At 54.6% G+C, this 24083-nt stretch carries 23 protein-coding genes; 22 read left to right on the plus strand and 1 reads right to left on the minus strand.

Features of this window, described 5'->3' with window-relative positions; all coding sequences use genetic code 11:
- Window positions 1-12 precede the first annotated feature (12 nt).
- From rlmD to JJB07_RS04195, 11 genes are all read left to right on the plus strand, one after another.
- Complete coding sequence (rlmD, locus tag JJB07_RS04145; RefSeq protein ID WP_201631365.1) at window positions 13-1392, plus strand: 23S rRNA (uracil(1939)-C(5))-methyltransferase RlmD; 1380 nt, start codon at window positions 13-15, stop codon at window positions 1390-1392.
- A gap of 172 nt (window positions 1393-1564) precedes the next feature.
- On the plus strand, window positions 1565-2368 hold the full coding sequence (locus JJB07_RS04150) for an SDR family NAD(P)-dependent oxidoreductase (protein ID WP_236587598.1): 804 nt from the start codon (window positions 1565-1567) through the stop codon (window positions 2366-2368).
- 242 nt (window positions 2369-2610) lie between these two features.
- On the plus strand, window positions 2611-3870 hold the full coding sequence (locus tag JJB07_RS04155; RefSeq protein ID WP_201631367.1) for an MFS transporter: 1260 nt from the start codon (window positions 2611-2613) through the stop codon (window positions 3868-3870).
- Window positions 3867-4433 (plus strand): flavoprotein, encoded by a 567-nt coding sequence (locus JJB07_RS04160; protein WP_201631369.1) that lies wholly within the window; start codon window positions 3867-3869, stop codon window positions 4431-4433. The genes JJB07_RS04155 and JJB07_RS04160 overlap by 4 nt, the downstream gene beginning before the upstream one ends.
- Before the next feature lie 209 nt (window positions 4434-4642).
- A complete protein-coding gene (locus tag JJB07_RS04165; protein WP_201631371.1) occupies window positions 4643-6025 on the plus strand; it encodes a radical SAM/SPASM domain-containing protein in 1383 nt (460 codons plus the stop codon).
- A gap of 97 nt (window positions 6026-6122) precedes the next feature.
- On the plus strand, window positions 6123-6863 hold the full coding sequence (locus tag JJB07_RS04170) for a DUF695 domain-containing protein (protein WP_201631373.1): 741 nt from the start codon (window positions 6123-6125) through the stop codon (window positions 6861-6863).
- A 55-nt stretch (window positions 6864-6918) separates the two neighbouring features.
- Window positions 6919-7566: a DUF2306 domain-containing protein gene (locus tag JJB07_RS04175; protein WP_201631375.1), complete on the plus strand. Its 648-nt coding sequence runs from the start codon at window positions 6919-6921 to the stop codon at window positions 7564-7566.
- Complete coding sequence (locus tag JJB07_RS04180) at window positions 7563-8390, plus strand: DUF72 domain-containing protein (protein ID WP_201631377.1); 828 nt, start codon at window positions 7563-7565, stop codon at window positions 8388-8390. Before JJB07_RS04175 ends, JJB07_RS04180 begins: the two co-directional genes overlap by 4 nt.
- A 67-nt stretch (window positions 8391-8457) precedes the next feature.
- Entirely contained in the window at window positions 8458-9804 is a 1347-nt protein-coding gene (locus tag JJB07_RS04185) for an AAA family ATPase (RefSeq protein ID WP_201631378.1), read from the plus strand.
- On the plus strand, window positions 9779-10450 hold the full coding sequence (locus JJB07_RS04190) for a retron system putative HNH endonuclease (RefSeq protein WP_201631379.1): 672 nt from the start codon (window positions 9779-9781) through the stop codon (window positions 10448-10450). The genes JJB07_RS04185 and JJB07_RS04190 overlap by 26 nt, the downstream gene beginning before the upstream one ends.
- 302 nt (window positions 10451-10752) lie before the next feature.
- Window positions 10753-12039, plus strand: coding sequence for an MDR family MFS transporter (locus JJB07_RS04195; RefSeq protein WP_201631380.1), 1287 nt, complete (start codon window positions 10753-10755; stop codon window positions 12037-12039).
- A gap of 16 nt (window positions 12040-12055) precedes the next feature.
- Here JJB07_RS04195 and JJB07_RS04200 read toward each other — a convergent pair whose 3' ends face one another.
- Window positions 12056-12568 carry a DUF6886 family protein gene (locus JJB07_RS04200; protein WP_236587600.1) on the minus strand — a complete coding sequence of 171 codons (513 nt, stop codon included), beginning with the start codon at window positions 12566-12568 and terminating at the stop codon, window positions 12056-12058.
- 327 nt (window positions 12569-12895) lie between these two features.
- On the opposite strand from JJB07_RS04200, the gene JJB07_RS04205 reads away from it, so the two are divergent.
- From JJB07_RS04205 to JJB07_RS04255, 11 genes are all read left to right on the plus strand, one after another.
- On the plus strand, window positions 12896-13981 hold the full coding sequence (locus JJB07_RS04205; RefSeq protein ID WP_201631382.1) for an SAF domain-containing protein: 1086 nt from the start codon (window positions 12896-12898) through the stop codon (window positions 13979-13981).
- A gap of 18 nt (window positions 13982-13999) precedes the next feature.
- A complete protein-coding gene (locus JJB07_RS04210; RefSeq protein WP_201631383.1) occupies window positions 14000-14704 on the plus strand; it encodes a hypothetical protein in 705 nt (234 codons plus the stop codon).
- Window positions 14705-14707: 3 nt separating this feature from the next.
- Complete coding sequence (locus tag JJB07_RS04215; protein WP_201631384.1) at window positions 14708-15532, plus strand: chromosome partitioning protein ParA; 825 nt, start codon at window positions 14708-14710, stop codon at window positions 15530-15532.
- Between the two features lie 13 nt (window positions 15533-15545).
- Window positions 15546-17441: an ATPase, T2SS/T4P/T4SS family gene (locus tag JJB07_RS04220; protein ID WP_201631386.1), complete on the plus strand. Its 1896-nt coding sequence runs from the start codon at window positions 15546-15548 to the stop codon at window positions 17439-17441.
- Window positions 17431-19524 carry a hypothetical protein gene (locus JJB07_RS04225; protein ID WP_236587603.1) on the plus strand — a complete coding sequence of 698 codons (2094 nt, stop codon included), beginning with the start codon at window positions 17431-17433 and terminating at the stop codon, window positions 19522-19524. The genes JJB07_RS04220 and JJB07_RS04225 overlap by 11 nt, the downstream gene beginning before the upstream one ends.
- Before the next feature lie 15 nt (window positions 19525-19539).
- Window positions 19540-20064, plus strand: a complete 525-nt coding sequence (locus JJB07_RS04230; RefSeq protein WP_201631388.1) for an ABC transporter permease — start codon at window positions 19540-19542, stop codon at window positions 20062-20064.
- 3 nt (window positions 20065-20067) lie between these two features.
- Window positions 20068-20445, plus strand: a complete 378-nt coding sequence (locus tag JJB07_RS04235) for a hypothetical protein (RefSeq protein WP_201631390.1) — start codon at window positions 20068-20070, stop codon at window positions 20443-20445.
- A gap of 13 nt (window positions 20446-20458) precedes the next feature.
- Entirely contained in the window at window positions 20459-21001 is a 543-nt protein-coding gene (locus JJB07_RS04240) for a hypothetical protein (protein WP_201631392.1), read from the plus strand.
- Window positions 21002-21037: 36 nt separating this feature from the next.
- The gene (locus JJB07_RS04245; RefSeq protein WP_201631394.1) at window positions 21038-21559 is read left to right on the plus strand and encodes an ABC transporter permease; all 522 of its coding nucleotides are present in this window, start codon (window positions 21038-21040) and stop codon (window positions 21557-21559) included.
- An 88-nt stretch (window positions 21560-21647) separates the two neighbouring features.
- The gene (locus tag JJB07_RS04250) at window positions 21648-22712 is read left to right on the plus strand and encodes a hypothetical protein (RefSeq protein ID WP_201631396.1); all 1065 of its coding nucleotides are present in this window, start codon (window positions 21648-21650) and stop codon (window positions 22710-22712) included.
- A 79-nt stretch (window positions 22713-22791) separates the two neighbouring features.
- The gene (locus tag JJB07_RS04255) at window positions 22792-24075 is read left to right on the plus strand and encodes a CpaE/TadZ family protein (RefSeq protein ID WP_201631398.1); all 1284 of its coding nucleotides are present in this window, start codon (window positions 22792-22794) and stop codon (window positions 24073-24075) included.
- The last annotated feature ends 8 nt before the right edge of the window (window positions 24076-24083 follow it).

Genomic DNA, 24083 nt, shown 5'->3' on the forward strand with positions numbered 1-24083 from the left:
GGAGACCGACACATGGCCAAACCGAAAACTCCCGTACCCGTTCAGAAAAACGAATACTACGAGATCGACATCACCGGGCTCGGACACGAAGGAGAGGGCGTCGGGAAAGTCGATGGCTTCACCGTTTTTGTCCCGAAAGCGTTGCCGGGTGAGCGGGTGAAAGCAAAGATTACGAAGGTGCAGAAGACTTATTCGTACGGGCGTTTGATTGAGACTTTAGTTTCGACGCCGGACCGCGAAGAGCCGCCGTGCCCGATTTACCACCGTTGCGGTGGGTGCCAGCTTCAACATCTGTCGTATGAGGCGCAACTGCGTCACAAGCGGCAGACGGTTGTGGATGCACTGACCCGGATTGGGAAGTTGGAGGGTGTGACGGTTCACGAGACCCTGGGGATGAGCGATCCGTGGGCGTATCGGAATAAAGCGCAGGTGCCGCTGGGTGAGATTGACGGGCGTCTTGCGGTGGGGTTCTACGCGCCGCGTACGCATGAGATTATCGAGATGCAGGGGTGTGGGATTCAGCATCCTTATAATGATGAGATTGTACATACGACGAAAGAGATTTTGCAGGATCTGGGGATTACGCATTACGACGAGCAGACGCATACGGGGCTTGTCCGTCATATCATCGGGCGCGTCGGGTTCAATACCGGCGAGACGATGGTCGTGCTGGTGACCAACGGCCGCAAGATCCCGCAGGTGGAGACGCTGGTGGCGAAGATTCGCGAGCGCATTCCGCATGTGGTGAGCATCGTCCAGAACGTGAACAAACAGCAGACGAATGTGATTTTCGGCCGCGAGACTGTGACTCTGTGGGGGAGCGATACGATTACGGACACGATCGGGGATATCAAGTTCGATATCTCGGCGAGGTCGTTCTTCCAGGTCAATCCGGTGCAGACGGAAGTGCTGTATGGCAAGACGTTGGAGTACGCGCAGTTGGATGGCAGCGAGACGGTGCTGGATGCGTACTGCGGGATTGGGACGATTTCGCTGTTCCTCGCGCAGAAAGCGAAGGCTGTGTATGGGGTAGAGGTTGTGCCCGAGGCCATTGAAGACGCGAAGAAGAACGCGGCGCTGAATGGGTTGGAGAATGCGCACTTTGAGGTCGGTGGGGCGGAGGTTGTGATCCCGCGCTGGCATGAAGAGGGCGTGAAGGCTGATGTCATCGTCGTCGACCCGCCGCGCAAGGGCTGTGAGGAAGAACTGCTGGCTGCGATCGCGGAGATGAAGCCGGAGCGGGTGGTGTATGTGAGCTGCAACCCGGGGACGTTGGCGCGGGATCTTCGTTATTTGGAAGACCACGGGTTCCGCACGGTGGAAGTTCAGCCGGTGGATATGTTCCCGCATACGTTCCATGTGGAGTGCTGTGTGTTGCTCATTAGGAAGTAGCCTTTAATGCCGCGTTCACCGGTACCGTGGTCATGCCGCGATCACCACAATGGAGCAGAATTTAAGATCAAGGATTTCGCGGATTCATGGTTTTTCCGAATGGACAGACGGCATCGCGGCGAGAATGATAGTACAGCCGCGGTGAGTAGATGTAAGACCGGTGGAAAGGCAGATGAAGAAGATGACTCAGAAAACATTGAGCGGAGTATATGCCTTGGTTAGCGGAGCCTCAAGCGGGCTGGGCTATGCCATGTCGGAGGCTTTGCTGGAAGCTGGAGCTTCCGTTGCGTTAGCCTCCCGAAAAGGGCCGCTGCTGGAACAAGCGGTAGCCGGTTTTCAGAAGCGAGGCTTCGACGCGCACGCCCTGCCGATGGATGTCCGTTCCGAGGAATCTGTGAATCAGGCAGTTGAATGGGTAGAAAGGGTATGGGGCCGGCTTGATGTATTGGTCAACAATGCCGGAATCGGGATGAGGACAGTGAACCCCGAATTTTTGACTGAGCCTCAGCCCTTTTACCAGGTAACGCCGGAAGGATTCCGCGAATTGATCGATACCAATTTAACCGGATACTTTCTTGTGGCGAGAGGCTTCGCCCCCATGATGGTTCGGCGGGGCAAAGGAAGGATTATTAATATTTCGATGAATCACGAAACGATGAAACGAAAAGGATTCGTTCCGTACGGCCCGTCCCGTGCCGCCACCGAGTCTCTCTCTTACATTATGGCCGAAGATCTGAAAGATCATGGAGTGACCGTGAATATGCTGCTTCCGGGCGGAGCGACCGTGACCGGAATGATTCCCGATGAGTTCAGGAGGAAAATCGAATCGAGTGGATCCCTGCTGGACCCGCGGATCATGGCGGAACCGATCGTGTACCTTGCCTCAAAGGAGGCGGAAGGAATTACCGGTCAGCGCATTGTTGCCGCCGAATTTCACAAATGGCTTGCCGACCGTCGCCTTTTGCCGAATACCTAAAAACTCATCTCACATGAAAAAGACACGGTGCCAGGCACCGTGTCTTTTTCTCTTAGACGACTTTGGCCCCGGGGTCCCAGGTGGTGTAAAAATACTACGATTTAACAAAGAAAGATCCACTGTAGTGTAAAAAAAAAATCCTATTGACTGAATTAACGGAATCTAATATAGTATAAGTAACAACACCACTTGATTAAAAACGATAACTTTATCAATTGTCCACTTGGATGGAGAGTGGCTCCGTGAGCTTCAAGAATCGCAACTTCGTTTGGATCTTTCTAGCGGGCTTCGTTTCGGCCTTGGGCGACACGTTCTATTTTTTGACCCTGTCCTGGTTGGTGGTCGACCGGTTTCACTCGGGAACGCTGATGGGAACCATTATGCTGATCGTGGGCACCATTCGCTTTCTCTTCGGGATGCTTGGGGGAGGCATCGTGGATCTTATTGGACCCAAGCGGGTGCTGATTCTCTCCAACGTGTTTCGGGCCGGCGTGATGGCCGCGATGTTTGCGGCGCTGACGATCGGGGAAGTCGAGGTCTGGTATCTGCTGGTGCTGGGCGTGCTGTTTGGATTCGTCGACTCGCTCTACTGGCCGGCGTCCAGCGCGTTGCAGCAACGGGTGCTCCTGACGTTCGGCGAGTTGAATCAGGCGAACAGCATGCTGTATACGATTTCGCGGTTGCTGACTCTGTTCGGTCCGGCGCTGGGTGCCTACCTGTTGCTGGTGGCTTCCTACTCCACGATCATGCTGGTGATCGGCGCGGCGTTTCTCGGATCGGCGTTGCTCATTTCCTTCATTACGGTGCGGGAGGATCAGCCCGAGCCCACGCCCCGGCCGCAGAGCAAGTCCGCCGATAATCCTTTGAAAACGCTTCGCTCCAACCTGCGCGAGGGATACGGGTTTCTGCTGACGAACCGCGTGTTGCTCACGATGGTGCTGACGATTTTCTTTGCGAACATCGGGGCCAACGGCGTGATGGTGCTGTTTCCCTTTCTCGTCAACGATCTCGGCTGGGGAGGTAACGGTCTGGGGATCTTGCAGGTTTCGACGGCGGCGGGTTCGATTCTTTGCGGGTTCGTTTTCTCCGTGCGTCCCTTCAAGACCGCTTCGATCTACATCCCGATGATCGGATTCTTCGGGCAAGGCGCCATGCTGGTGGTGATCGCGCTCCAGCATCATCTCGGCGGCGTGTCGGCGTCGCTTTTCGTGCAAGGGATGTTCACGGCGCTGATCGGTGTCATGATCCCGACGATCGTTCAAACGTTGGTGCCCAAGCACATGATGGGACAAGTCGGCGGGATCATGATGACGATTTCGATGGCGAGCACGCCTTTTTCCCAATTCTTGTTTGGGACGTTGACCGACTCGTTTGGTTCCCAGTCCATGTTTTGGATCGCCGGGTGTTTGGAAGTGGCGACGGCGATGGCGGCGATCCTGTTTTTGAAAAAGTTGAGAATCCCGTATTCGTTGCAAGTCAGTTCTGAAGGAGTGTCACAATGAAGCTGTTGATTGGAGTCACCGGGTCTTCCGGCGTGATGGAAATTCCGCTGTACCTGCGGGTCTTCCGCGAGAAGCTGAATGCGCAGATCAAACTCGTTGTCTCGCCCAGCGTGAAAAATTTCGTCAATCCGAACTTTCTCGCCAAGTATGTAAACGGAGAACTCTACGAAGACATGCACGTTGGACACGGCGACATCATCACGCCGCACTCCGATCTGTCAAACTGGGCGGATCTCTACATCGTCTTGCCCTGCACGGCGAACACGTTGTCAAAAGCCGCCGCAGGGGCGGCCAGTGACCTGATCTCCATGCTGATTCTCGTCTACCGGAAGCCGGTCGTCTTTTTCCCGAACATGAGCCCTTGGATGTGGGAGAAAGCCTCGACGCAACGCAATGTCAAAACGCTGCTCGAAGACGGGCACCGAGTGGTGCAACCCAGCGGCAACGGGTGGATCACGGCGACAGGGATTCCGCAAGAGAGCGGCCATATGCCGCCGCCGCAAGCCACGGCTGAGTATCTCCTGAAATATTTTGAGGCTCTGCAAGCCCGGGAGAATTCGTAGTAGAAACGAAAGATGAAAGGAGGTGAGCCCAATGGAAAAAATGATCGATCTCGCTCCGACGCTTGATGTGTTGGACGGCAACCTCGATGATCTCTTGAGCCTTTCGGATGTGGATAACGAAAACGGCAACTGCCACATTTGCTAATCGTGGACGGAGGGGAATATCCCCTCCCTGTTTTCTCACCATGCCCGGTGGAGGAGGGGAATCAATGGAACCGTTTATCAAGTTGGAGCAAGAGGAGAAGCAGTTGGTCACCAACCGGTACAAAGCTTCGCGTTTCAATATGCTGGCCACGGAGGATGACGGCAGCCTGTATCTCTCGAATACGATGACGGGCTCGTTTATCGCTGTTCCGGCTGAGACCGTCCCCGAAGTGAAATCGCTTTTGCGACTCGGATATGAAGGTGAAGCGGAGGGGCTGGTCCAACAGTTGGTCGACCGTGGTTTTATGGTCAAAGAAGAAGTCAATGAGTTGTTCCGCGCCCGGATGCTGCACGAAATCGTCGGCCGTCGCTCGGACACGTTGCAATTGATTTTCTTGACCTCGGAGCAGTGCAATTTCCGCTGTGTGTATTGCTATGAGAAGTTTGAAAAAGGCAATATGCAACCGGAAGTTCGGGAGGCTGTGAAAAAGTATGTGCAAAAGCAAGCACGTTTCTTGAACTCCTTGAACATTCATTGGTTTGGCGGCGAACCATTGCTGGCTTTGGACACCATCGAAGATTTGTCCCAGGAATTCTTGCGGATCTGCGGGGAGCAGGGCATTCGCTACCACTCTGCGATGACCACGAACGGGTACTTGTTGACACCGGACGTCGCGACCCGCGTGCTGGACTTGGGTGTGAAGACCTTCCAGATCACGCTCGACAGCGATGCCGAGCAGCATGACAAACACCGGCACTTGGCCGGCGGGCAACCGACTTTCCAGAAGATCTGGAACAACCTGCTGGAGTTGAAAAAACTGGATCGGCAGTTCTTGTGCCGGATCCGCGTCAATTTCGACCAAGCGAATTTGCCGAACATCCCGAATTTTATTGAGACGCTCAGTGAACATTTTGGGAAGGACCCGCGCTTTTCGGTGAATTTTTTCCCGATTGGCCAGTGGGGCGGCCCCAATGACGATGAACTTCCGGTACTGTCGGAAAAACAAGCGTTTACACAAGCCCTCAGTCTGTGCGAAACGGCGATGGACAAAGACTTGAACAACGCGCTGGAAAACCGCTTGAAACCGGGTGGCTACGTCTGCTACGCGGCGCGTTCAAACTCTTTTGTCATCGGTTCCGACGGGATTCTCTATAAATGCACCGTTGCGCTCTACAACGAGAAAAACATCGTCGGCAAACTGCAACCGGACGGCACCATGAAGCTGAACAAAGACAACCTCGCGCTCTGGATCATGAACGACGAATCGGAGGACACCGGTTGCAAAACCTGCTTCTTCCGCCCCGCTTGTCAAGGGGCCTCGTGTCCGTTGGTTCGGATTGAGTCGGGCAAGGCCCCGTGTCCCCCGGAGAAGAAGAACATCCAGAAGGTGATCCGCATCGTGGGGAGAGAGATGAAGAAAAGGTATTTGGCGACGAACAGGTCATGAAAAAAGGACGGTGCCGGAAGGGTCGGCACCGTCCTTTTTTGTGCGCGGGACGTTTTTCGCCTAAAATGGTGTCATACGAACAGCAAGGAGGCAACACATGTCCAATCAATGGGAAGTCTATCTCACCCGCTTTGACGACCACGTGGCGTCGGTGAGGGTCAATATGGCACATACCAATCCGGAATTCCGTCCGGACTTTCTCAATACGCTGCTCTACGTCTGGGTCAAACTGCAAACTCCGACGGCGGACGGGTTGACGACGGACGAGGAGGCACAGCGCCTCTATCAGATCGAAGACCGCCTCGACGAGTTTCTCGGTGCGGAGTATGGCGCGGTTCCGGTGGGGATGGTGACGACCGAGGGACGGAGGGAGTTTTACTTCTATGCGGAGTCGGGCGATCACTTGCATGAGGAGTTGGAGCCGGTCTTGGCTGAATTCCCGGACTATGCGTTCCAATTCGGGGACAAGTCGGACCCGGAATGGCAACACTATTTCGGCTATCTCTTCCCCTCGCCGACAGAATTGCAGTGGATGCAAGACCTCAAAACCGTCACCCAATTGGAAGAACACGGAGACCCGCTCACTCCGCGACCTGTGCAACATTGGTTCTACTTCCGCACGGCAGAGTCCCGCGACCACGTCAAAGCCCTCCTCATCGTGGAAGGTTTCGAAGTCGACCACGAACCAGATGTCGAAAACGCTTTCGGTCTCGTTCTCCTGCGCACAGATGCCGTCGACCTCGACTCTATCCACAGAGTCACCGCGCCGCTGACCCGACTCGCGATGGAGCATGACGGCCAATACGACGGTTGGGAGACGATGGTGATCCAAAAGTAGCCGACTTTCCAGTATAATAGAGGGCGTCTTCATCATCGATTCGGGAGGAACCTCTGTGAAAGCCCGTCGCTTTTTTACGTACTTTATGATCTTTCTCGCGTCAACGTGGACGCTGCATACGATTACGAACAACTTGATCGTAGATCCGCATCTGGACAAGTTCCTCGTGCATAAGTCGCTTGGCGAGGCGTTCAACCAATCGCTGTGGCTCGTGTTTTTACGTGTTCACATCGTCACCGCGTGCCTCGTTCTCGTCACCGGCCTGCTCGGTTTTTCCGGTCGGATCTTGAAAAATAACCGTCGCTTCCATCGTCGCAATGGACAAGTCTACATGGTCTCGGTTCTGCTGAGTGCTCTGACGTCGATCTATCTGATCAAGGATGCAACCGGTGGCGTCATTTCGAGCCTCTCGTTCTCCTTGCTCGAAGTCGTCTGGCTCTTCGCGACGTGGCAAGCCTATCGCACGATTCGCCGCAAAGACCTCGTCGGGCACCGTGCGTGGATGATTCGCAGTTTCGCGCTGGCATTTTCCAATACGACGATCCACCTCTACACGCTGCTCATGAACTCCGTGTTCGGCATCGACTACACGCTCGCCTACACCATCGCCGTCTGGGCGAGTTGGACAATCAACACGTGCATTGGGGAACTCGTCGTGCGCAACCCCAACCTGTTTCAGCAAAAAGCGGGTGTGCCCGCATGATTCGCCTCGGCCTCACGGGGTGGAACGGGCACCGCGGGTTGGACGGTCTGCAAGGATACTCCGCGCAGTTTTCCATCGTGGAAGTGGACTCTTCGTTCTACGCCATGCAACCCGCCCGCAATTATGAAAAATGGGCTCGCAACACCCCCGACGATTTCGGATTCGTCGTGAAAGCCTACCAAGGCATGACCGGACACCAACGCGGAGACGTGCCGTTCGCCAGCAAACGCGAGATGTTCGCGGCGTTTCTGAACTCGATCCAACCGGTACGAGATGCGGGCAAGCTCAAAATGGTGCTGTTCCAATACCCGCCGTGGTTCGACTGCACTCGCCCGCACGTCGACGTCCTGCGCTACACCAAGGAAAAAATGGGCGACCTCCCGCTCGCCCTCGAATTCCGCCACCAGTCGTGGTTTTCGCCTGAGATGCAGGAGCGGACGCTCTCGTTCATGAAGCAAGAAGGCTGGATTCACAGCATCGTCGACGAGCCGCAAGTCAATCCGGGGTCTGTGCCGATCGTCTTGCAACCGACAGACCCGCAGTTGACGTTGATTCGCTTTCACGGACGCAACCGTGAAGCATGGCTTGAACCCAGCGGCGAGAACTGGCGGGAGCGGCGCTATCTCTACCGCTACAACGAGGAAGAGCTGACCTCCTGGGCACAACGAATCCACGAGTTGCAGCAGAGTACGTCCGAAGTCTGCATCATCTTCAACAACAATTCCGGCGGCGATGCCGTGCCCAACGCCAAACAACTCGCCGAGATGCTCGGCGTCAAGTACAAAGGCGAGCCTCCGGGGCAGATCAGCTTTTTCGATCTCTAAAAATACTTTTTGGGATTGATAGAAATGGATATAATGGAAACAACACATCCTCACTAGGAGTGCTTCCATGCAAATAAGAGCGATTCAAATACAGAACTTCAAAGGCTATGAGCAAAAGGAGTTCGCCTTCGACCCCAATTTCACATTGATCATCGGAGACAACGGAACCGGAAAAACCACGATCTTAGAAGCGATTAGCGTCGGGATCGGGGGTTTTTTGGCTGGGCTTGAAGGAGTAGAAACCCGAAATATCAACAAAGACGAAGTTCGACTGGGATGGGATAAGCCCGGCGATGCGACGGTGACGAGAGAGAAGCACTTTCCTGTCTCGATCTCTTGCGTGGGCGTCGTGGCGGATGAATTGTGCGAATGGACTCGTGAATTGCGCAGTTCAGGCGGACGTACAACCCGTGGAGAAGCGAGATCGATCATTGCCCAAGCGCAACAGATGCAAGAGCGGATCATCAAACATCGCGACCACGAAGTCGTGCTTCCCATGTTCTCCTACCAAGGGGCCGGGCGTCTGTTCTCGCAGAAACGCAACATGTGGGTCAACCCGTTTACCGCAGACGACCTCTCGCGTTTTCTCGGATATACGCATTGCTTAGATGCCGAGTCTGACATCAAGATGTTCGTCAGTTGGTTGCGTCGCATGACGATGATTCAGTTGCAAAAACGCAAACACATCGGCGAATTGGATGCCGTTCTCGGAGCGGTTACCGGGTGTATGCGCGGTCTGATGAACGAGGAAGTCAACGTCTACTTCGACTTCGAAGAGGAAGAAGTCGTGGTGGAGAACGGGGAGGTCGTGATTCCTTTGCGGATGATGAGTTCGGGGTATCGGACGATCATCGGCATGGTCGCTGATCTTGCCTATCGTGCTGCGATCCTCAATCCGCAACTGCGTGAGCGTGCCGTCCTTGAAACCCCCGGCATCGTGCTCATCGACGAACTTGACTTGCATCTTCACCCCAAGTGGCAATGGGTCATCATTGAGAACTTGAAAAAAACGTTCCCGAACATCCAATTCATCGCCACCACACATGCCCCCATCATCATCTCTTCTTGCAAGGACGGTTTCATCATCAACTTGGAGGATGGAGTACACGACGAGGATTCCATGACTCAACCGTCGAGCTACGGCTGGTTGATCGAGGACATTCTGAAAAAAGTGATGGGAACGCAAATCCGTGAACCGCACATTCAAAAGCAAATCCAGCAATTAGAGGTCCTTTATTCGAAGAAAATGGAAGGATCATTGACGGCAGAGGAGCTCGTGGAGATGGAGCGGTTGATGGAACACTTGGTCGAGCAATTGCCGGAGAGCGACCCTGCTGTCACGCTGGCGGAGTTGGCGGCCATTGAACTTCAGATGGAGAAGGGTTCCGATGAGACTAGTAACGAGAACAGCTAAACCGGGTAGTTTGGAAACCAATGCTGCCGCTTGGACCAAGGAACTCATGGATCTCCTTCAAAAGGGAACCGCTTTCGATGACATACCGAAATCTCTCCTGAATCGGTATCGCAAGACCGATGTTCAGGTCTCGTTACGCTCGATGTATCAGAGAAAATGTTGCTACTGCGAGAACCTGATAGGGATTAGCGACTACGAACACATCGACCACTTAAAGCCGAAGTCGTTACGTCAATTTCATCAGTTGACGTTCGAATGGTCGAACTTGCATTGGTCATGCCAGCGGTGTAACCAGAAGAAAGGTAACAAATGGGATGACGTGAACCCCATACTGGACCCCACCGTAGATGATCCCGAGGAACATCTGGAATTTGATATAACAACCTGCAAGATTAGACCGAAGAACGGTTCCTTACGAGGTCGGACTACCATCGAACACACCAATCTGAACCGCGAGTCGCTTGTCGATGCTCGTATCAAGGTTCGAGATAAGTTGCGTAACATCATTCTTCGATATAAAAAGGCCCAATCCGCTGAGGCTAAGGAAATGTGTGAAGAAGACTTGCTACCCTATCTTCAACAGAGCGAAACGATCAGTTACACGCTTTTGGTTCGCCAGATCTTACGACAATACGGACTTCTCTAGGACATGCCCTACACCCGGCATGTCCTTTTTTCTAAATTTTACAACTTATCGGAAGTCTCTTGCACACGGACAATTCCTCGTGCTACACTAAACCTACAAATCTTGGAAGGCCGTCTAGGGATCCGACGAGGCATGACTCGTGCTTCGGTTCGAACCAAGCGACGCAAGCGCACAAGCTGTGCGCCACACCGTAGGGATTAAAAGACCTCGGAAAGTTCCAATGCTGGGACTTTGCGTGGTCTTTTTTCTATGGCCAACATTGTCCACCATACACGTACAACAAGTGAAGGGTGGAATACAAAATGGGATTTCGTTCTCTGCATCGCAACTTGAAAATTCGGATGGTCGACTCGTTTCTGTCGATGATCCTCGGCAACATGCTGTTTCCGTTCATGACGATCTACTTCGCGCAGCAGTTCGGGGGCAAGACCGCCGGCGTGCTGCTCATGCTCAACGTCGCGCTCGGGGTTGTCGCAAATTTCTGCGGCGGGTACCTTGCGGATCGGTATGGCCGCCGGACCCTCATGCTGGTTGGCGAAAGCATTCGCTTCACGGCGTTTCTCGGGATGATGGTCGCCAACTCGCCTTGGTTCACCTCGCCTCTACTCACGTTCGTGACGTTCACAATCACCGGCCTTTGTTGGGGCTTGTCGGGGCCGGCGATGGACGCGATGATGGTCGACGTCTCCACACCTGAGAACCGCAAGCTCGTCTACTCCGTTCAGTATTGGAGCGTGAATTTCTCGCTGATGATCGGCGGGGTGGTGGGCGGGTTCTTTTTCCAAAGCTACAGATTCGAGTTGTTCGTCGCCGTCTGTGCGGCGCAGATGATTTCGCTGCTGCTCTTAGTGTTCTTTATTGAAGAAACGCATCGCGGCACACACGCGCAAACGCAACAAAAACAAAAGCAAGGCGCCGTCCGCGAGATGCTTGGCAACTACAAGTTGGTTTTTGCAGACCGTCGCTTCATGGTCTACGTGCTCGCGTCTCTGCTGATGATGTCGGTCGAGTTCATGAACAACTCCTACACGGGGGTCCGCCTCGCCGACGAGTTCGGCACGCAACATCTGCTCGGACTGCCGATTGACGGGGTGAAAATGTTCGGGATGCTCGGCTCGGAGAACTCGCTGTTCGTCGTCCTGCTCACGGCATTCGTCTCCGTCTGGATCAAAAAACGCCGTGAACAGCCCCTGCTGATCCTCGGCGTCCTGCTCTACGCAGTCGGATACGCGATGCAAGCGTGGAGCAACCAACCGCTGCTTCTGTTCCTCTGTATGGGGGTCGCCGTCTGCGGGGAACTGATCTGGGTGCCGATCAAACAATCCCTGATGGCAGACCTCGCGCCGGAGGAAAACCGCAGTGCGTACATGGCGGTCAACGGCCTCGTCTTTCGCGGGGCGAGCATCCTCGGGTCGCTGGCGGTGACGATTGGCGCATTTCTCCCGTCTTGGACGATGGCGATTTTGTTCCTGCTCAGCGGCCTTGCCGCGCTCAACCTGCTCCTGCGCGTGCTGAACAACCGCACGGCCACTCGTCGAGTGCAATCGCCCATCACAACGCAATCGCAAACAAAAGAGGGGATCGCCTAAGCGAACCCCTCTTTTTTTACATACGTGGCAAGGCATTTCTCATCCGAATCATGGAGAAGTGCAAAGTCGATTCCGGCAGAGCGTCGTGGAGCGGCCACAAGTTCGGCGTCAGGCGCAGTTCAACGCCCGCTTCCACCAACCGCGTGAGCAGGTCGCCGACGGGCTCGACTTTCACCGGAGTCACAGCTTCCCGCGACGTGAAGTAGCCCGCGCCGTGGTCTTCCATCGAGAACGTCTCTTCTGGCAGATGGTAGACGTACAACTGCGTGGTGCGCAGTTTTTCCAACCAGTACCCCTCGACGGCGATCATCATCCGCACGTCGGGACTTCCCAAAAAACGTCGCACGTCTTCGTCCGTGCTGCCGTCGATCTTCCACGCACAAACTCGCGGACAATCGCGGGGGAAAAAGTAGATCGGGGCCCGTGCCTCGTCAATCGCCCACACGGCCGGCGGTTTGCCGGGATGAGACGGGTGCAAACGGGGTTCAAACCGGGCAATCTCCGCTTCTTCGCTGAAATGGTACAGCATCCACAACCCTCCTGACTTGCAATCTGAGGGGGCTATTATAGCATGAGTTTGGGAAATTACTCCATGCGAAAAAACGACCTAGCCCGAGTCTGACATTGACCAAGCCTTTAACTGGTTGATAAACGACCATAGAGCCAAATTTCAATAGTCTTTCTCGACTAGTATTTATTGTCTGGATTTACTAATTATCCTATAATAAAAAGGGTACAGAGACCTAGTAAGGTCCTCTTACGAAAGTCCTAAACAAACTTTGCTATTGTAGACGCATGTCGTGCAATTTTAGAAGGTTTTGCTTAGACAGAGCAATGGGGGAGTGAAACACAAGGCATGTCCGTTTTACGACAACGAACGAGTCAACGAACCAAGAAACTGCTGATCGCCGGGGGCATAGGGGCCTTGGGCATGGCGGTCTTATCATCCGGGGTGTTTGTTTCCGTGATGATTCACAACAGCAACGTCAGCAAGGAACGAGACGCCGAGTACCAGAAGCAGATCGAAGAGAGCCAACAACTTCTGGAAAAAGAAAAGCAAACCAAGAAAAAAGTCTACGTCGCCGGCAAGGATCTCGAAGTCGGTACTTCCATCAACGCGGGCGATCTCATCGCCGTGGATGTCCCGAACGACGCGGTACCTGAAGACACCATCACGGAGAGCAACGGAGCGGCGGGGAAGTATTCCAAGATCACGATCAAGAAAAACACCCCCCTCACCAAAGCGATGCTCTACGAAGAAGGCGTCACCCCCGACGACATTCGCTCGCAGGAGTTCCGACTCATCCAACTGCCGAGCGACCTCAAACAAAACCAATTTCTCGACGTGCGGATCAAGTTCCCAACCGGTCAGGACTATATCGTTCTCTCCAAGAAAAAAGTCAAAAACCTCCTCGAAGGCACGATTTGGTTCGACATGGACGAACGGGAGATTCAGACGTTCTCGTCGGCCATCGTCGACGCGTTCCAAAACGGCGCGACCATCTACGGCCTTTCCTATGTAGATCCGTATGTCCAAAACCGCTCGATGGTGGACTATCCGGTCAACGCGATGGTGCGCACCCGCATCCAAGCCGACCCGAACATCCTGTCCATCGCCAAGAGTCGTCTCGAAGAAACGGCCCGCTTGAACTTGGAAGCCAACTTGAAAGTCCAAGGCGGTGCCGGAGCAGCGCTTACGGCGATCAACTTCAACGCTCCGTCGCCGAATTCGAGCCTCTATCCGGGCGCGGGAAGTGCTTCGAAACCGAGCGGCGGTTCCGGCGCGACTTCACCGAGCACAGGTTCGGGCAACTCCGCGAACAACTCGCAGAACGCGAACAAACCTGCCGTCGCAGCACCGGGCAGCACCTTGCAGAACCAATCGGGAGACGCGCAGAAGTCTATTTTTGAAAACAATGTCGACCACGTTGTGTCGCCGTAGGGAGGAGGCCCTGAGATCATGAAAAAAATGCTGTTTGCAGGCGCCTGTGACAAAAGCGACCTCCTGCTGTACATCGGCAAAGTGCTCGCATTGGCCGACCAAAAAGTCCTGATCGTCGACGCCACCCGCGAGCATCTCTACCAATACTCCGTGCCGAACATCGACCGGGAGTACCACGTCACCGAATTCGAGGGTTTCGACGTGGCGAACGGGTTCACTTCCTATGAAAGCTTGCAAACCTACATGGATGCCGAGCAAGAAAAACTCGACGCCTACGATTGCTTGCTGATCGACACCGACCGCCCCGATGCGGTGGCCACGTGGGGCGAGATTGAGCATTACGCGCTGGTCACCACGTATGAAAAACGCACCGTGCGCGCCAATCAGGATCTGATCGAAGGAATTTTCTCCGCACGGCGCGACGAGAGCGAAGTGCTTTTTCAAAAAGTGATCTTGCGCGAAGTCGATTGCCAGATTAACGAGGAGTACGTCGAGTCGACGATTTCGGAATACCCGATCCAATGGTCTGATCCGTCGTATCCGGTGTTCTTCGACGACGTGGACTTTGCGGTGAAGATCGAGAACCAATTCAACGAACGCTTGGCGATGAAGCGTCTCTCCAAACCGTTCAAGCAAGGGATTCAAGACCTCGCCCTGCTCATCTCCGGTCTGCCGGACTCCGACATCAAGAAAGCGCTCAAACAGGCAGAGAGGAGCAAGTAAGTCATGGGACAAGTCGCATTCTGGGGCAACGCGCACGGGCAAGTCGCCACGACCGCCAACGTCGTCGCCTCCGCCACGATTATCGGCCTCGAATACGCCCTGCGCACGCTGGTTGCCCACACGCATTGGTCGCGCTCCACGTTGGAGTCGGCGTTTCTCAAGTATTTCACCGGACGTGAAGACTCGTTGATCACGTTCAACGACACCGGTCTCGACGCGCTGGAACGTCTCGCACGCAGCGGCCGTCTGACGCCGGAGATCATCCAAGACTACACCAACCCGATTCTCAAGGACCGTCTCGACCTGCTGACCGGGACGACCAAGCCGGATGAAGCGATGTTCGAATCGATTCACGAGGTCATCCAAGGGATTTTTTACGCGGCGAAGCAATTCTACAACTTGACGTTGCTCGACTTGAACTCGGGGCAGCAGAACCAGCTCTCGATGACGATGCTCCAAGGCTCCGACCTGATCGTCGTCAACCTCAACCAGAACATCAACTTGCTGGAGCGCTTTTTCTCCAAGGAGGACTGGCCGGAGATTCTCAACGAGAAACCGTTCATCGTCGTGCTCGGTTCCTACGATCCGCAGTCGAAGTATTCCGCCCAGAACATTGCTCGCCGCTTCCGGTACAAAGACCCGATCTACACCGTTCCGTACTGCACCGATTTTCTCGATGCGCTCAACGACCGCAAAGTCCTCGACTTTTTCCTGCGCAACCGCAGTGTGACCAAGCTCCACGACAACTACTTCTTCATGCAGGAGATTCGCCGCCTCGCGCGCGCAATCGTCGACCATCTCGGTCTCAACTTGGAGATGGACGCGTGAGGAGGGGGAACTGATGTCGTACTTTTGGATCAACCTCCTGCTGATCATCGCGGTGTTGCTGTTGGTCGGGGTGTTCGTTTTCTTCAAACTGACAGACAAAAAAGACCTGCCCGATAAAAAAGTCACCGACGAGCGCAAGTACAACCTCGACGCGCTGACCGAGTACGTCAAACGAACCCTGCACGAGATGACGAACTCCAACCTCTACGACTTGGGCCTCTCCGCCGAAGAGTTCCGCCGCCGCAAGAACAAGCGCGCCGAACTGAAAAAAGCCCTCAAGGGCTGCACCAGCGGAGACATCAACGACAAGAACTACGTGAAGTTTTTCATCTTCGATCTGCTTCTCAAAACCTACGGCCTCAACGACCTCAACATCAACCTCGTGATTCCGTTTGAAGACCGTCAGCGCTTGAGCCCGCAGGACAAGTTCGAGATCTTGCTCTACCATTTCAAGAAAAAGCACGGCTACAACGCGCTCGCCGAGCTGATCAAAAAGTACGACCTCGACTCCACCAAGCATGTGATCGAAGAGGGCAAGACCCCGTCGTACATCATCACCGCGCAAGAGATCGAGCTCATTTTCAAAAAAGAAGTCCGTCGTCTGCTGTTCGAAGACAAGTTGCACATCATCGTCCAACGCATCTACCAGACCTACAAAGGCTTCTCCGTCATCGACGAGATTCGCGACATGAACATCGACGGCATCTCCGGCGGGGTTTCCGGTCTGCCGGCCTCGTTCATCCAGCAAACGGGCGAGTTTGAACTGTACGCCAAACAGATGAAGAAACCGGTCCCGAAGTCGCACGACTCGATCTGGCTGTTCTACCGCGGGAAGTCGATTCACCTGCAATGCATCTCGTTTGGCTCGGAGCTTGAACTCAAGCGCGTCTGCCAGAACATCTACAAGTACAACAACCCCGGCCAACTCTCCGAATCGAACGGGTTCAAAGTCAACGAGATGAAGGACGGCTCTCGCGTCGTCGTCGTCCGTCCGAACTTTGCCGAGTCGTGGGCGTTTTTCGTCCGGAAGTTCGATGTGCCGAACGCCTCGCTGGAACAACTGATCCGCGATCCGGGGGCAGAGCTCCCGATTACGCTGATTCAGTATCTGGTCAAGGGCTGTCGGATCACATCGGTCACCGGGTCGCAAGGCTCGGGAAAAACCACGCTGCTGATGGCGATGGTGCGTTACATCAACGCCGCGTTCAACATCCGCGTGCAAGAGATGGCGTTCGAGTTGCATCTGCGAAAAATCTACCACGACCGCAACATCCTCTCGTTCCGCGAAACCGACACGATTTCCGGACAAGCGGGTCTCGACGTGCAGAAGAAAACGGACGGGACCGTCAACATCCTCGGGGAAGTTGCGACCGACCCGGTTGCCGCGTGGATGATTCAGATGTCGCAGGTGGCGTCGCTTTTCACCCTCTTCACGCACCATGCCAAGACGTTCCGCGACCTCGTGTTCTCCCTGCGCAACTCGTTGCTCAAAACGGGGATGTTCAACAACGAGACGATCGCCGAACAGCAGGTCATCTCCGTCATCAACTTCGACATTCATTTGAAGCGGGACTTTGATGGGAAGCGCTACATCGAGCGGATCACCGAGTGCGTGCCGCTCGACTATCAACATCTGCCCTACCCCGAAGATTTCAAAGCGGCGAACACGCTGGAGGAAAAACTCGACCGCTTCATGAGCACGGCGACCGAGTACTTCAAGCGCACGACAGACCGCCAATGGTTCGAGTCGCGCAACCTCGTCGAATTCCGCAACGGGGAGTATGTCGCCGTCCATCCGCTTTCCGACCGCAACTTGCACGAGATGTGCGAGCACATGTCGGCCGAGGACGAGCAGGCGTTCCGCGACTTCCTCCAAGCGAATTGGGGGGCGACGCCTCTTGAATCTTAATCTCATCCTCTATACGGTCATCGGCGTTTCACTCGGCCTCTTTTTCCTTCTCTTGATCGCGTTTCAGATCATACGCCGACGTCAGGGTTCGAACTCTTCGTTTCAAGTGCAGAAGGGTTACTCCGACCTGATTGAACCGAATCAAAAAACCACGCGGCAACGCCTGGTGAACTTTTTCCAAAAATCGTACGTGTTGTTCTCCCGCACGCCGCTTCTGGAAAGCTACACGGCGAAGATTCGCAAGCGTCTGTCCACGATTCACTCCTACGATGAATTCACGATGCGCAAGGAGACGATGAAGATCGCCTACTTGACGCTCGGGATTCTGTTCGTGGCGGTGGTTCTGCTGGTGTTGGTCAACCGCGACCCGACGTTCCTCGCGATGGTCGTCGTGGCGGTGGTCGTCATCAACGGGATGTTGATCGACACGTTCGTCGGGCGGGTCGAGGACCGCTTGCTGAAGCAACTCTCTCATCTCATGACCGACGTGCGGCATTACTACCACCAGCACGGCATGGTCGAGGAAGCGATTTACGAAGCGGGGCAGGTCTCCAAGTACGAAGCGCAACTGCATGCCGAGCGCATCTACGAGGTCTTGACCGCCAACGACCCGCAGGACGAGTTGGAGAACTACTACGAAGTCGCGCCGACTCGCTTTTTGAAAGGATTCGCCGGCATCTCGTTTCTCGTCAAAGAGTACGGGGACAAGACGATCAACAACGGCTCGATGTACTTGAACGGGTTGAGCCGTCTCACGCAGGAGATCAACTTGGAAATTCTGCGTCGGGACCGTCTGCGCTACCTGTTCAGCGGGCTGACGATCATCTCGCTGGCCCCGATCTTTTTTACCAAACCGATTGAAATCTGGGCGCGGGGACACTTCCCGTCGATGGATGATTTTTATACGGGTAAGATCGGGTTTTTCACCAAGATGATTATCTTTGCGGTGATTTTGATCTCCTACGTCCTCCTGCGCAAGATGCAGGAGAACGACGAGGGCAAGTACGCCGCCAAAGCCACCCGCACCAAATGGGAGAAAAAAGTCTACGAACTCCCCGCCGTCGCGTGGATCGTAGACCGCATGGTGCCGGGTCAGCACACCAAGCAGCATTTCAAACTCACGCGGCTGTTGAAAGACACGTCCTCTCCGCTGACGATCGAATGGTTGTACTTGCAACGAATCTTGCTGTGCCTCGCGACGTTCGTGGTCTTGATCTCGACGACGCTGTACATGCACCATGTCTCCAAGCAGAACGTGCTGTATGCGCCGACCAAGAACACGACGTTGTTCGGTCAGCTCTCCCCGGAAGAAGAGAAAAAAGCCGAGGAGCTCACGATATCCGACCGCAAGATCATCGAAAGCGTGCAGGACGAACCGGACCCGAAAAAAAGAGAAGGCGCAGTCCGCGCCGCCGTCAAGGTGAAAGCGGGCCGCGACGCTTCCAAAGAAGCGGTGAACAAAGACGCCGCACGGGTTCTGAAAAAGCTCGACACGATGGAGAACGAGTATTTCAAGTGGTGGGAATTGGTCATCGCCGTCGGGGTCGCGACGGGCGGCTACTTCCTCCCGCTGTGGATGATCGAGTTTCGCAGACGGATGCGCGAGATGGACATGCAGAACGAGGTCGATCAGTTCCATACGATCATCGCGATGCTTTCGGAAATCGAGCGCATCTCCGTCGAGAACATCTTGGAATGGATGGAGCGCTTCGCCGTCATCTTCCGTCAACCGCTCCAAGTCTGCCTCATGGACTACGAGGCCGGGGGAGAAAAAGCGATGGAGCAGCTCAAGGAAGACGCGCCGTTCGTGCCGTTTGTCCGCACGGTTGAGCGTCTGCTCGTCGCCGTGGAGAAAATTCCGATTCGCCAAGCGTTCGACGATCTCGAAACCGAACGGGTGTATTACCAAGAGCAACGCAAGGAGCAGTACGAGCGCATCATCAACGAGAAAGCAAGTTGGGGTAAAATGATCGGGTTTGTTCCGATGTATGCGCTGGTGTTCCTGTATCTCGTCATTCCGCTCATTCTGATGTCGATGAACCAGATGAGCACGTATTTCAACCAGATCCAGACGATTCAGTGAGGAGGCTTTTACCAGATGGGAAACGCACAGAAAGCTTTGGTCATGGCGGCGGGGATTTTTCTCGCAATTGCCCTGATTACCATCGCTGTGGTGATGTTCATTTCGGCACAAGAAGCGACGAAGACCGCGCAGGATAACTTCTCCGGGATTCAGAATGAGCTGTCGAGCACGTCGTTTAACGTGTACGACAACACGATTGTCTCGGGGTCGCAGGTTGTGAATGCTCTGCGCAAATATGACAACCGTCAAGAGTTCGGCATCCAAGTAATCGTAGGCACTGACCGTCCGTCGGGTGCTTGGTACGGAGATGTGGTTTCATCCACCGGTAATATTGCGACAACGGACCATGCGTCGCAAGCTACGGAGTCCGCAAACACGTACGGTGGCCGTATTCACAATTCCTACTACTACACTCGCCCAGTAGAAGCGGAGGCAATTGAATCCCGACATTACGTCAACCCGGCAGGTCGTTTCCAAGCTATTGTCGTTCGCGACACATCCAATGTCGTCAAAGGCCTTGTGTTCACCCAGCAAGACTAGATCATGGGCAGCACAACACGAAAAATGCTCTACATGAGTGTCGCGATGATCTTGTTCATATCGGCGCTTTCGATGGGCTACACCTTGTTCACCAGCACGGCTGATGCGTTGGATCAGACGTATCAAACGAACCAAGGGCTTGACCGCAATCAAACGACTACATTAAAAGAGACTTCGAAAACGGACACCGTCCTTGGGTCGGTCGTCGTCCAAAATATCTATCACAATCATGACTTGGGGATTCCCGTCTACGTCGACGGCGTAGACCGCTCCGACCCCGACACGGTTGGGACGATCAACGTACAGGCGAAGTTCAACGTGACCTTCATTCGGGACACCCAAGGCCATCTCACCAGCATTCGTTACACCACGACACCGTAGAGGAGGATGGTCGATGAACTCAATATCCAAAGTGTTCGCTTTGATCCTCGCCGTCCTGCTCCTCTACTTCTACCCGATGTCAGAAGGGTTTGAACGCCAAGACGACATCTCGTACATGGTCGCCCTGAAAGCGGTCACCACTTTCACCGACTCCGTTCGCAACAAAGGCTACATCTCTCCGCAGATGTACAACGACTTTTTCACCGAGTTGCAGACGACGGGGAACACGTTCGATGTGAAGATGGAGCACCAGCACAAGCGGTACGATCCGACGATCCCGGACCCGAGCAATCCGACGCAGGACAAGTACGTGATCAACTACGACGAGTTTTACACCCAGCAGATCATGGACCTGATGTTCCCGGACAACACCACAGGGATCGACGACCCGAGCCGCCGCTATGAAATGCAGGCTGGAGATTACTTCAAAGTCACGGTCGTCAACACGAACAAAACAGCGGCAACGCTGATGCGGGACTTTTTGAACAATGGAAGCTCCGATACAGAGAAAATTGTCATCCCATACGGGGGCATGGTTCTCAACGAAGATTATTAGACAGAGAAAACTAGGGAAAAAAGGGGATACACCTACATGGGAAACGCTCAGAAAGCTTTGGTCATGGCTGCCGGCATCTTTCTCGCAATCGCACTGATCACCATCGCGGTCGTGATGTTCATCTCAGCCCAAGAAGCGACCAAGTCGGCACAAGAGAACTTCTCCGGTATTCAGCGTGAGTTGTCCAGCACGTCGTTCAACGTGTACGACGGCACGACGATTTCCGGCTCGCAGGTTGTCAACGCCTTGCGCAAATTCAGCCAACAAAAGCAATTCGGGGTATTGGTCATCACAGGGCGTAATAAAATTGCGACGACACCTGTTTCCGGAGGTACTTGGTACAACGGAGTGGTGAATGAATCGACGGGAATCGTTTCGTACGATTCGACTCTTCCGGCATCATCTTCGAATGTGGTTCCAACCAGTGGGTACAGTCAACTCGCGGACTCGACCACGCAAAGTGCCACTACGTACATCAACCCGGCTGGTCGTTTCAATGCTTCGATCATTCGAGACGACTCGAACGTGATTCACGGCCTGAAGTTCGTTCAGCAATAATCCTGACGCCAAACAATCTGTCGCTCCCTCACGCGAGGGGGCCACAGATTTTTTTAGGGACAAAACGAGAGGGGAGTGACGCACCGCCATGAAGATCACGAACTTTGCCATCATCGCCGTGCTGCTCCTGCTGCCGTTCTTCGTCTTCAACGGCTGGCACGTCACTGCACAAAAAGCGTCGCTCAACCTCGAAACGCGCTACAACGCCGCCATCACCTCGGCGGTGCAAGACGGGGCAAAAGCGCTGACGTTCAACGAGAAACAAGAGTTCGAATCAGGCTACGGCTCATTAAAAAAATACCGTGCCAACAAGGAGGCGGCGGTCGACGCTTTTTTGCACTCGCTGTACCTGAGCTTTGACGCGGAGGATGAAGCGACGCAAGGAACGCTGATGAGCTACATCCCCGCCCTGATGGTGATTGATTTTGACGGCTACTACTTGTACTCGCCGCAGCCATACTCCGGCGCGTCCGGCTTGGAATCCAAGCACGTCTTCTCCGAAAAAAAACCGTGGGTCTTCACCGATACCTCGAACAACACGATCGGCTTCACCCTCGACGACACGGTTCAAGTCTTTGACCGTCTGCACAACCGCTGGGAGGACGGTTCTCTCGACGACGTTGAAAAGCAGGTCAACCGCGAATATTACCAAAATCCGCTGTTCGGCTACAATTCCAAGGAACTTCACACCTGGGCGACCGACCACGCAACGTTCGACGGCTTCCGTCGGACGACGATCATCGGGGCTCTCCAAACCGACTTGGAGCAGGAGATCAACTCCTACAACGCCTACGCCAAGTCGCAAGGCATCGCCTACACGTTCACCCTTCCCACCATCGACCAAGAGCAGTGGAACAACACCGTGGACGACATCGGCCTGCTCGCCTTCATCCAAGGCATTCCCATGGGCGACAAAACCTACAACAACTACGCCCTCGGCGGATCGCGCATCGTGAAAAAAGACGCGCTGATCGGCGTGAAGGGCAAAGACCCCGGCCCGATGAAAGGCAGTCAGTACTACTTCCGCGAAAGCTGTCTGCCGAAGTTCGACATGACCAACTACCAACGCACCGAGACGTTCACCAACGAGAAAGACGCCGCCCAAAAAGGCTACCGGCCGTGGAGTTGCTTAAACGGGGGAATGGGCAATTAGATCGCTATGATTCCTAGTTGATATTAAAAAATATGACTATTTTTGGTATACTAAATCATATTTAGAAGGGGGTACAGAGATGAGACTGGTATTTGCTTTCGGTTCGGCTCCGCTCGGCCAGAAGCTGCAAACGTTCCTGCCGTACCCTGCGATCGAATGGAGTGACAACCTCCAATCGGAGGCGGAGTTGCAAGCGGAGTTGTCTGCGGGCCGTTGTGAGTTGTTGATCCTCGACCCGACCCTGCGCTGGTCGCAGGAAGCCAATGAACTTGCACACCGCTACGGCGTTGACGTCTTGCTGTTCTACGGAGACCTGCGCGACACCGCAAATCAAATCGTGCGGCGCATCGCTCCGCTTTTATCCGCCCAAGACGAACTCCTGGAACCGATCCGCCCGAACCTCCCCGACGAGGACGAGCATCGAGGCCCGGTCCGAATTATTGAAAAAGAAAAAATCGTCGAAGTCGAAAAAATCATCGAAAAGGAACGCATCGTCGAACGCCAGATCAAAGTCGCCGTTCCCGTGCATTCCTACGTTTCGATGCAAAGTAAAGTTTGCATGTTCCTCAACCTCACGCCGCGTGCCGGGGCGACGTTTGTCACGACGACGCTTGCCACCGCCATCGCCAACCGCAGCCTGCACTGTACGCTGGTTGAGCATCCGGGCAACCGCCCGACGCTCTACGACCACTTGAACGTCGCCGATCTCAAACCCGACTACAAACCGCCGTTCCACGTCCTCGAGTACGGCTCCTTGAAAAAAGAAGCCGAGCTGCTCTACGAAGGCATCGCGATGTACCTCAACCACCCGCAACTGCCCAACGGTGACGTTTCCGCCGAAGAGATCATGAAGCTGGTGTACGAACTGCGGCACTCGCCGTTCATTTTTTACGATGCTTCGTTTACGCCGGACGGTTTTGATGCCGACATTTTTGACGAGTTTGACCATGTGTTCCTCGTCGTGGACCCCGACCCGGTGCTTCTCCAACGCCTGATGCCGCCGTCAGACGGGGCACCGCCGACGGAGGAGTTCCTGCTGATTCGAGACCTGCTCCACGCCGAAGAACGCGGCGACTTGCACGTCCACGTCGTCGTCAACAAGTTCAACGCCGGCGTCGATCAGAAACTGCTCTTGCAATGCCTCCCGAAAAAACCGCTCGCCCACATCCCCGCGCAATCCATGAAGCACCTCTACCGTGCCGCGTGGGAAGCTCGGTTGATCGACGTGGACGACGAGTTGGACGGCGCGCTGAAACCGATCCTCGAACTGCTGGTGCCGGACAACTTCCTGCGCACGACGTTGGAAGAGGAGAGGGCGGCGGCGAGCGGCAAGGGGTTATTCGGTCGCTTGTTCAAGAAGTGAGATAGGAG

Source organism: Tumebacillus amylolyticus (assembly GCF_016722965.1).
GTDB lineage: Bacteria > Bacillota > Bacilli > Tumebacillales > Tumebacillaceae > Tumebacillus > Tumebacillus amylolyticus.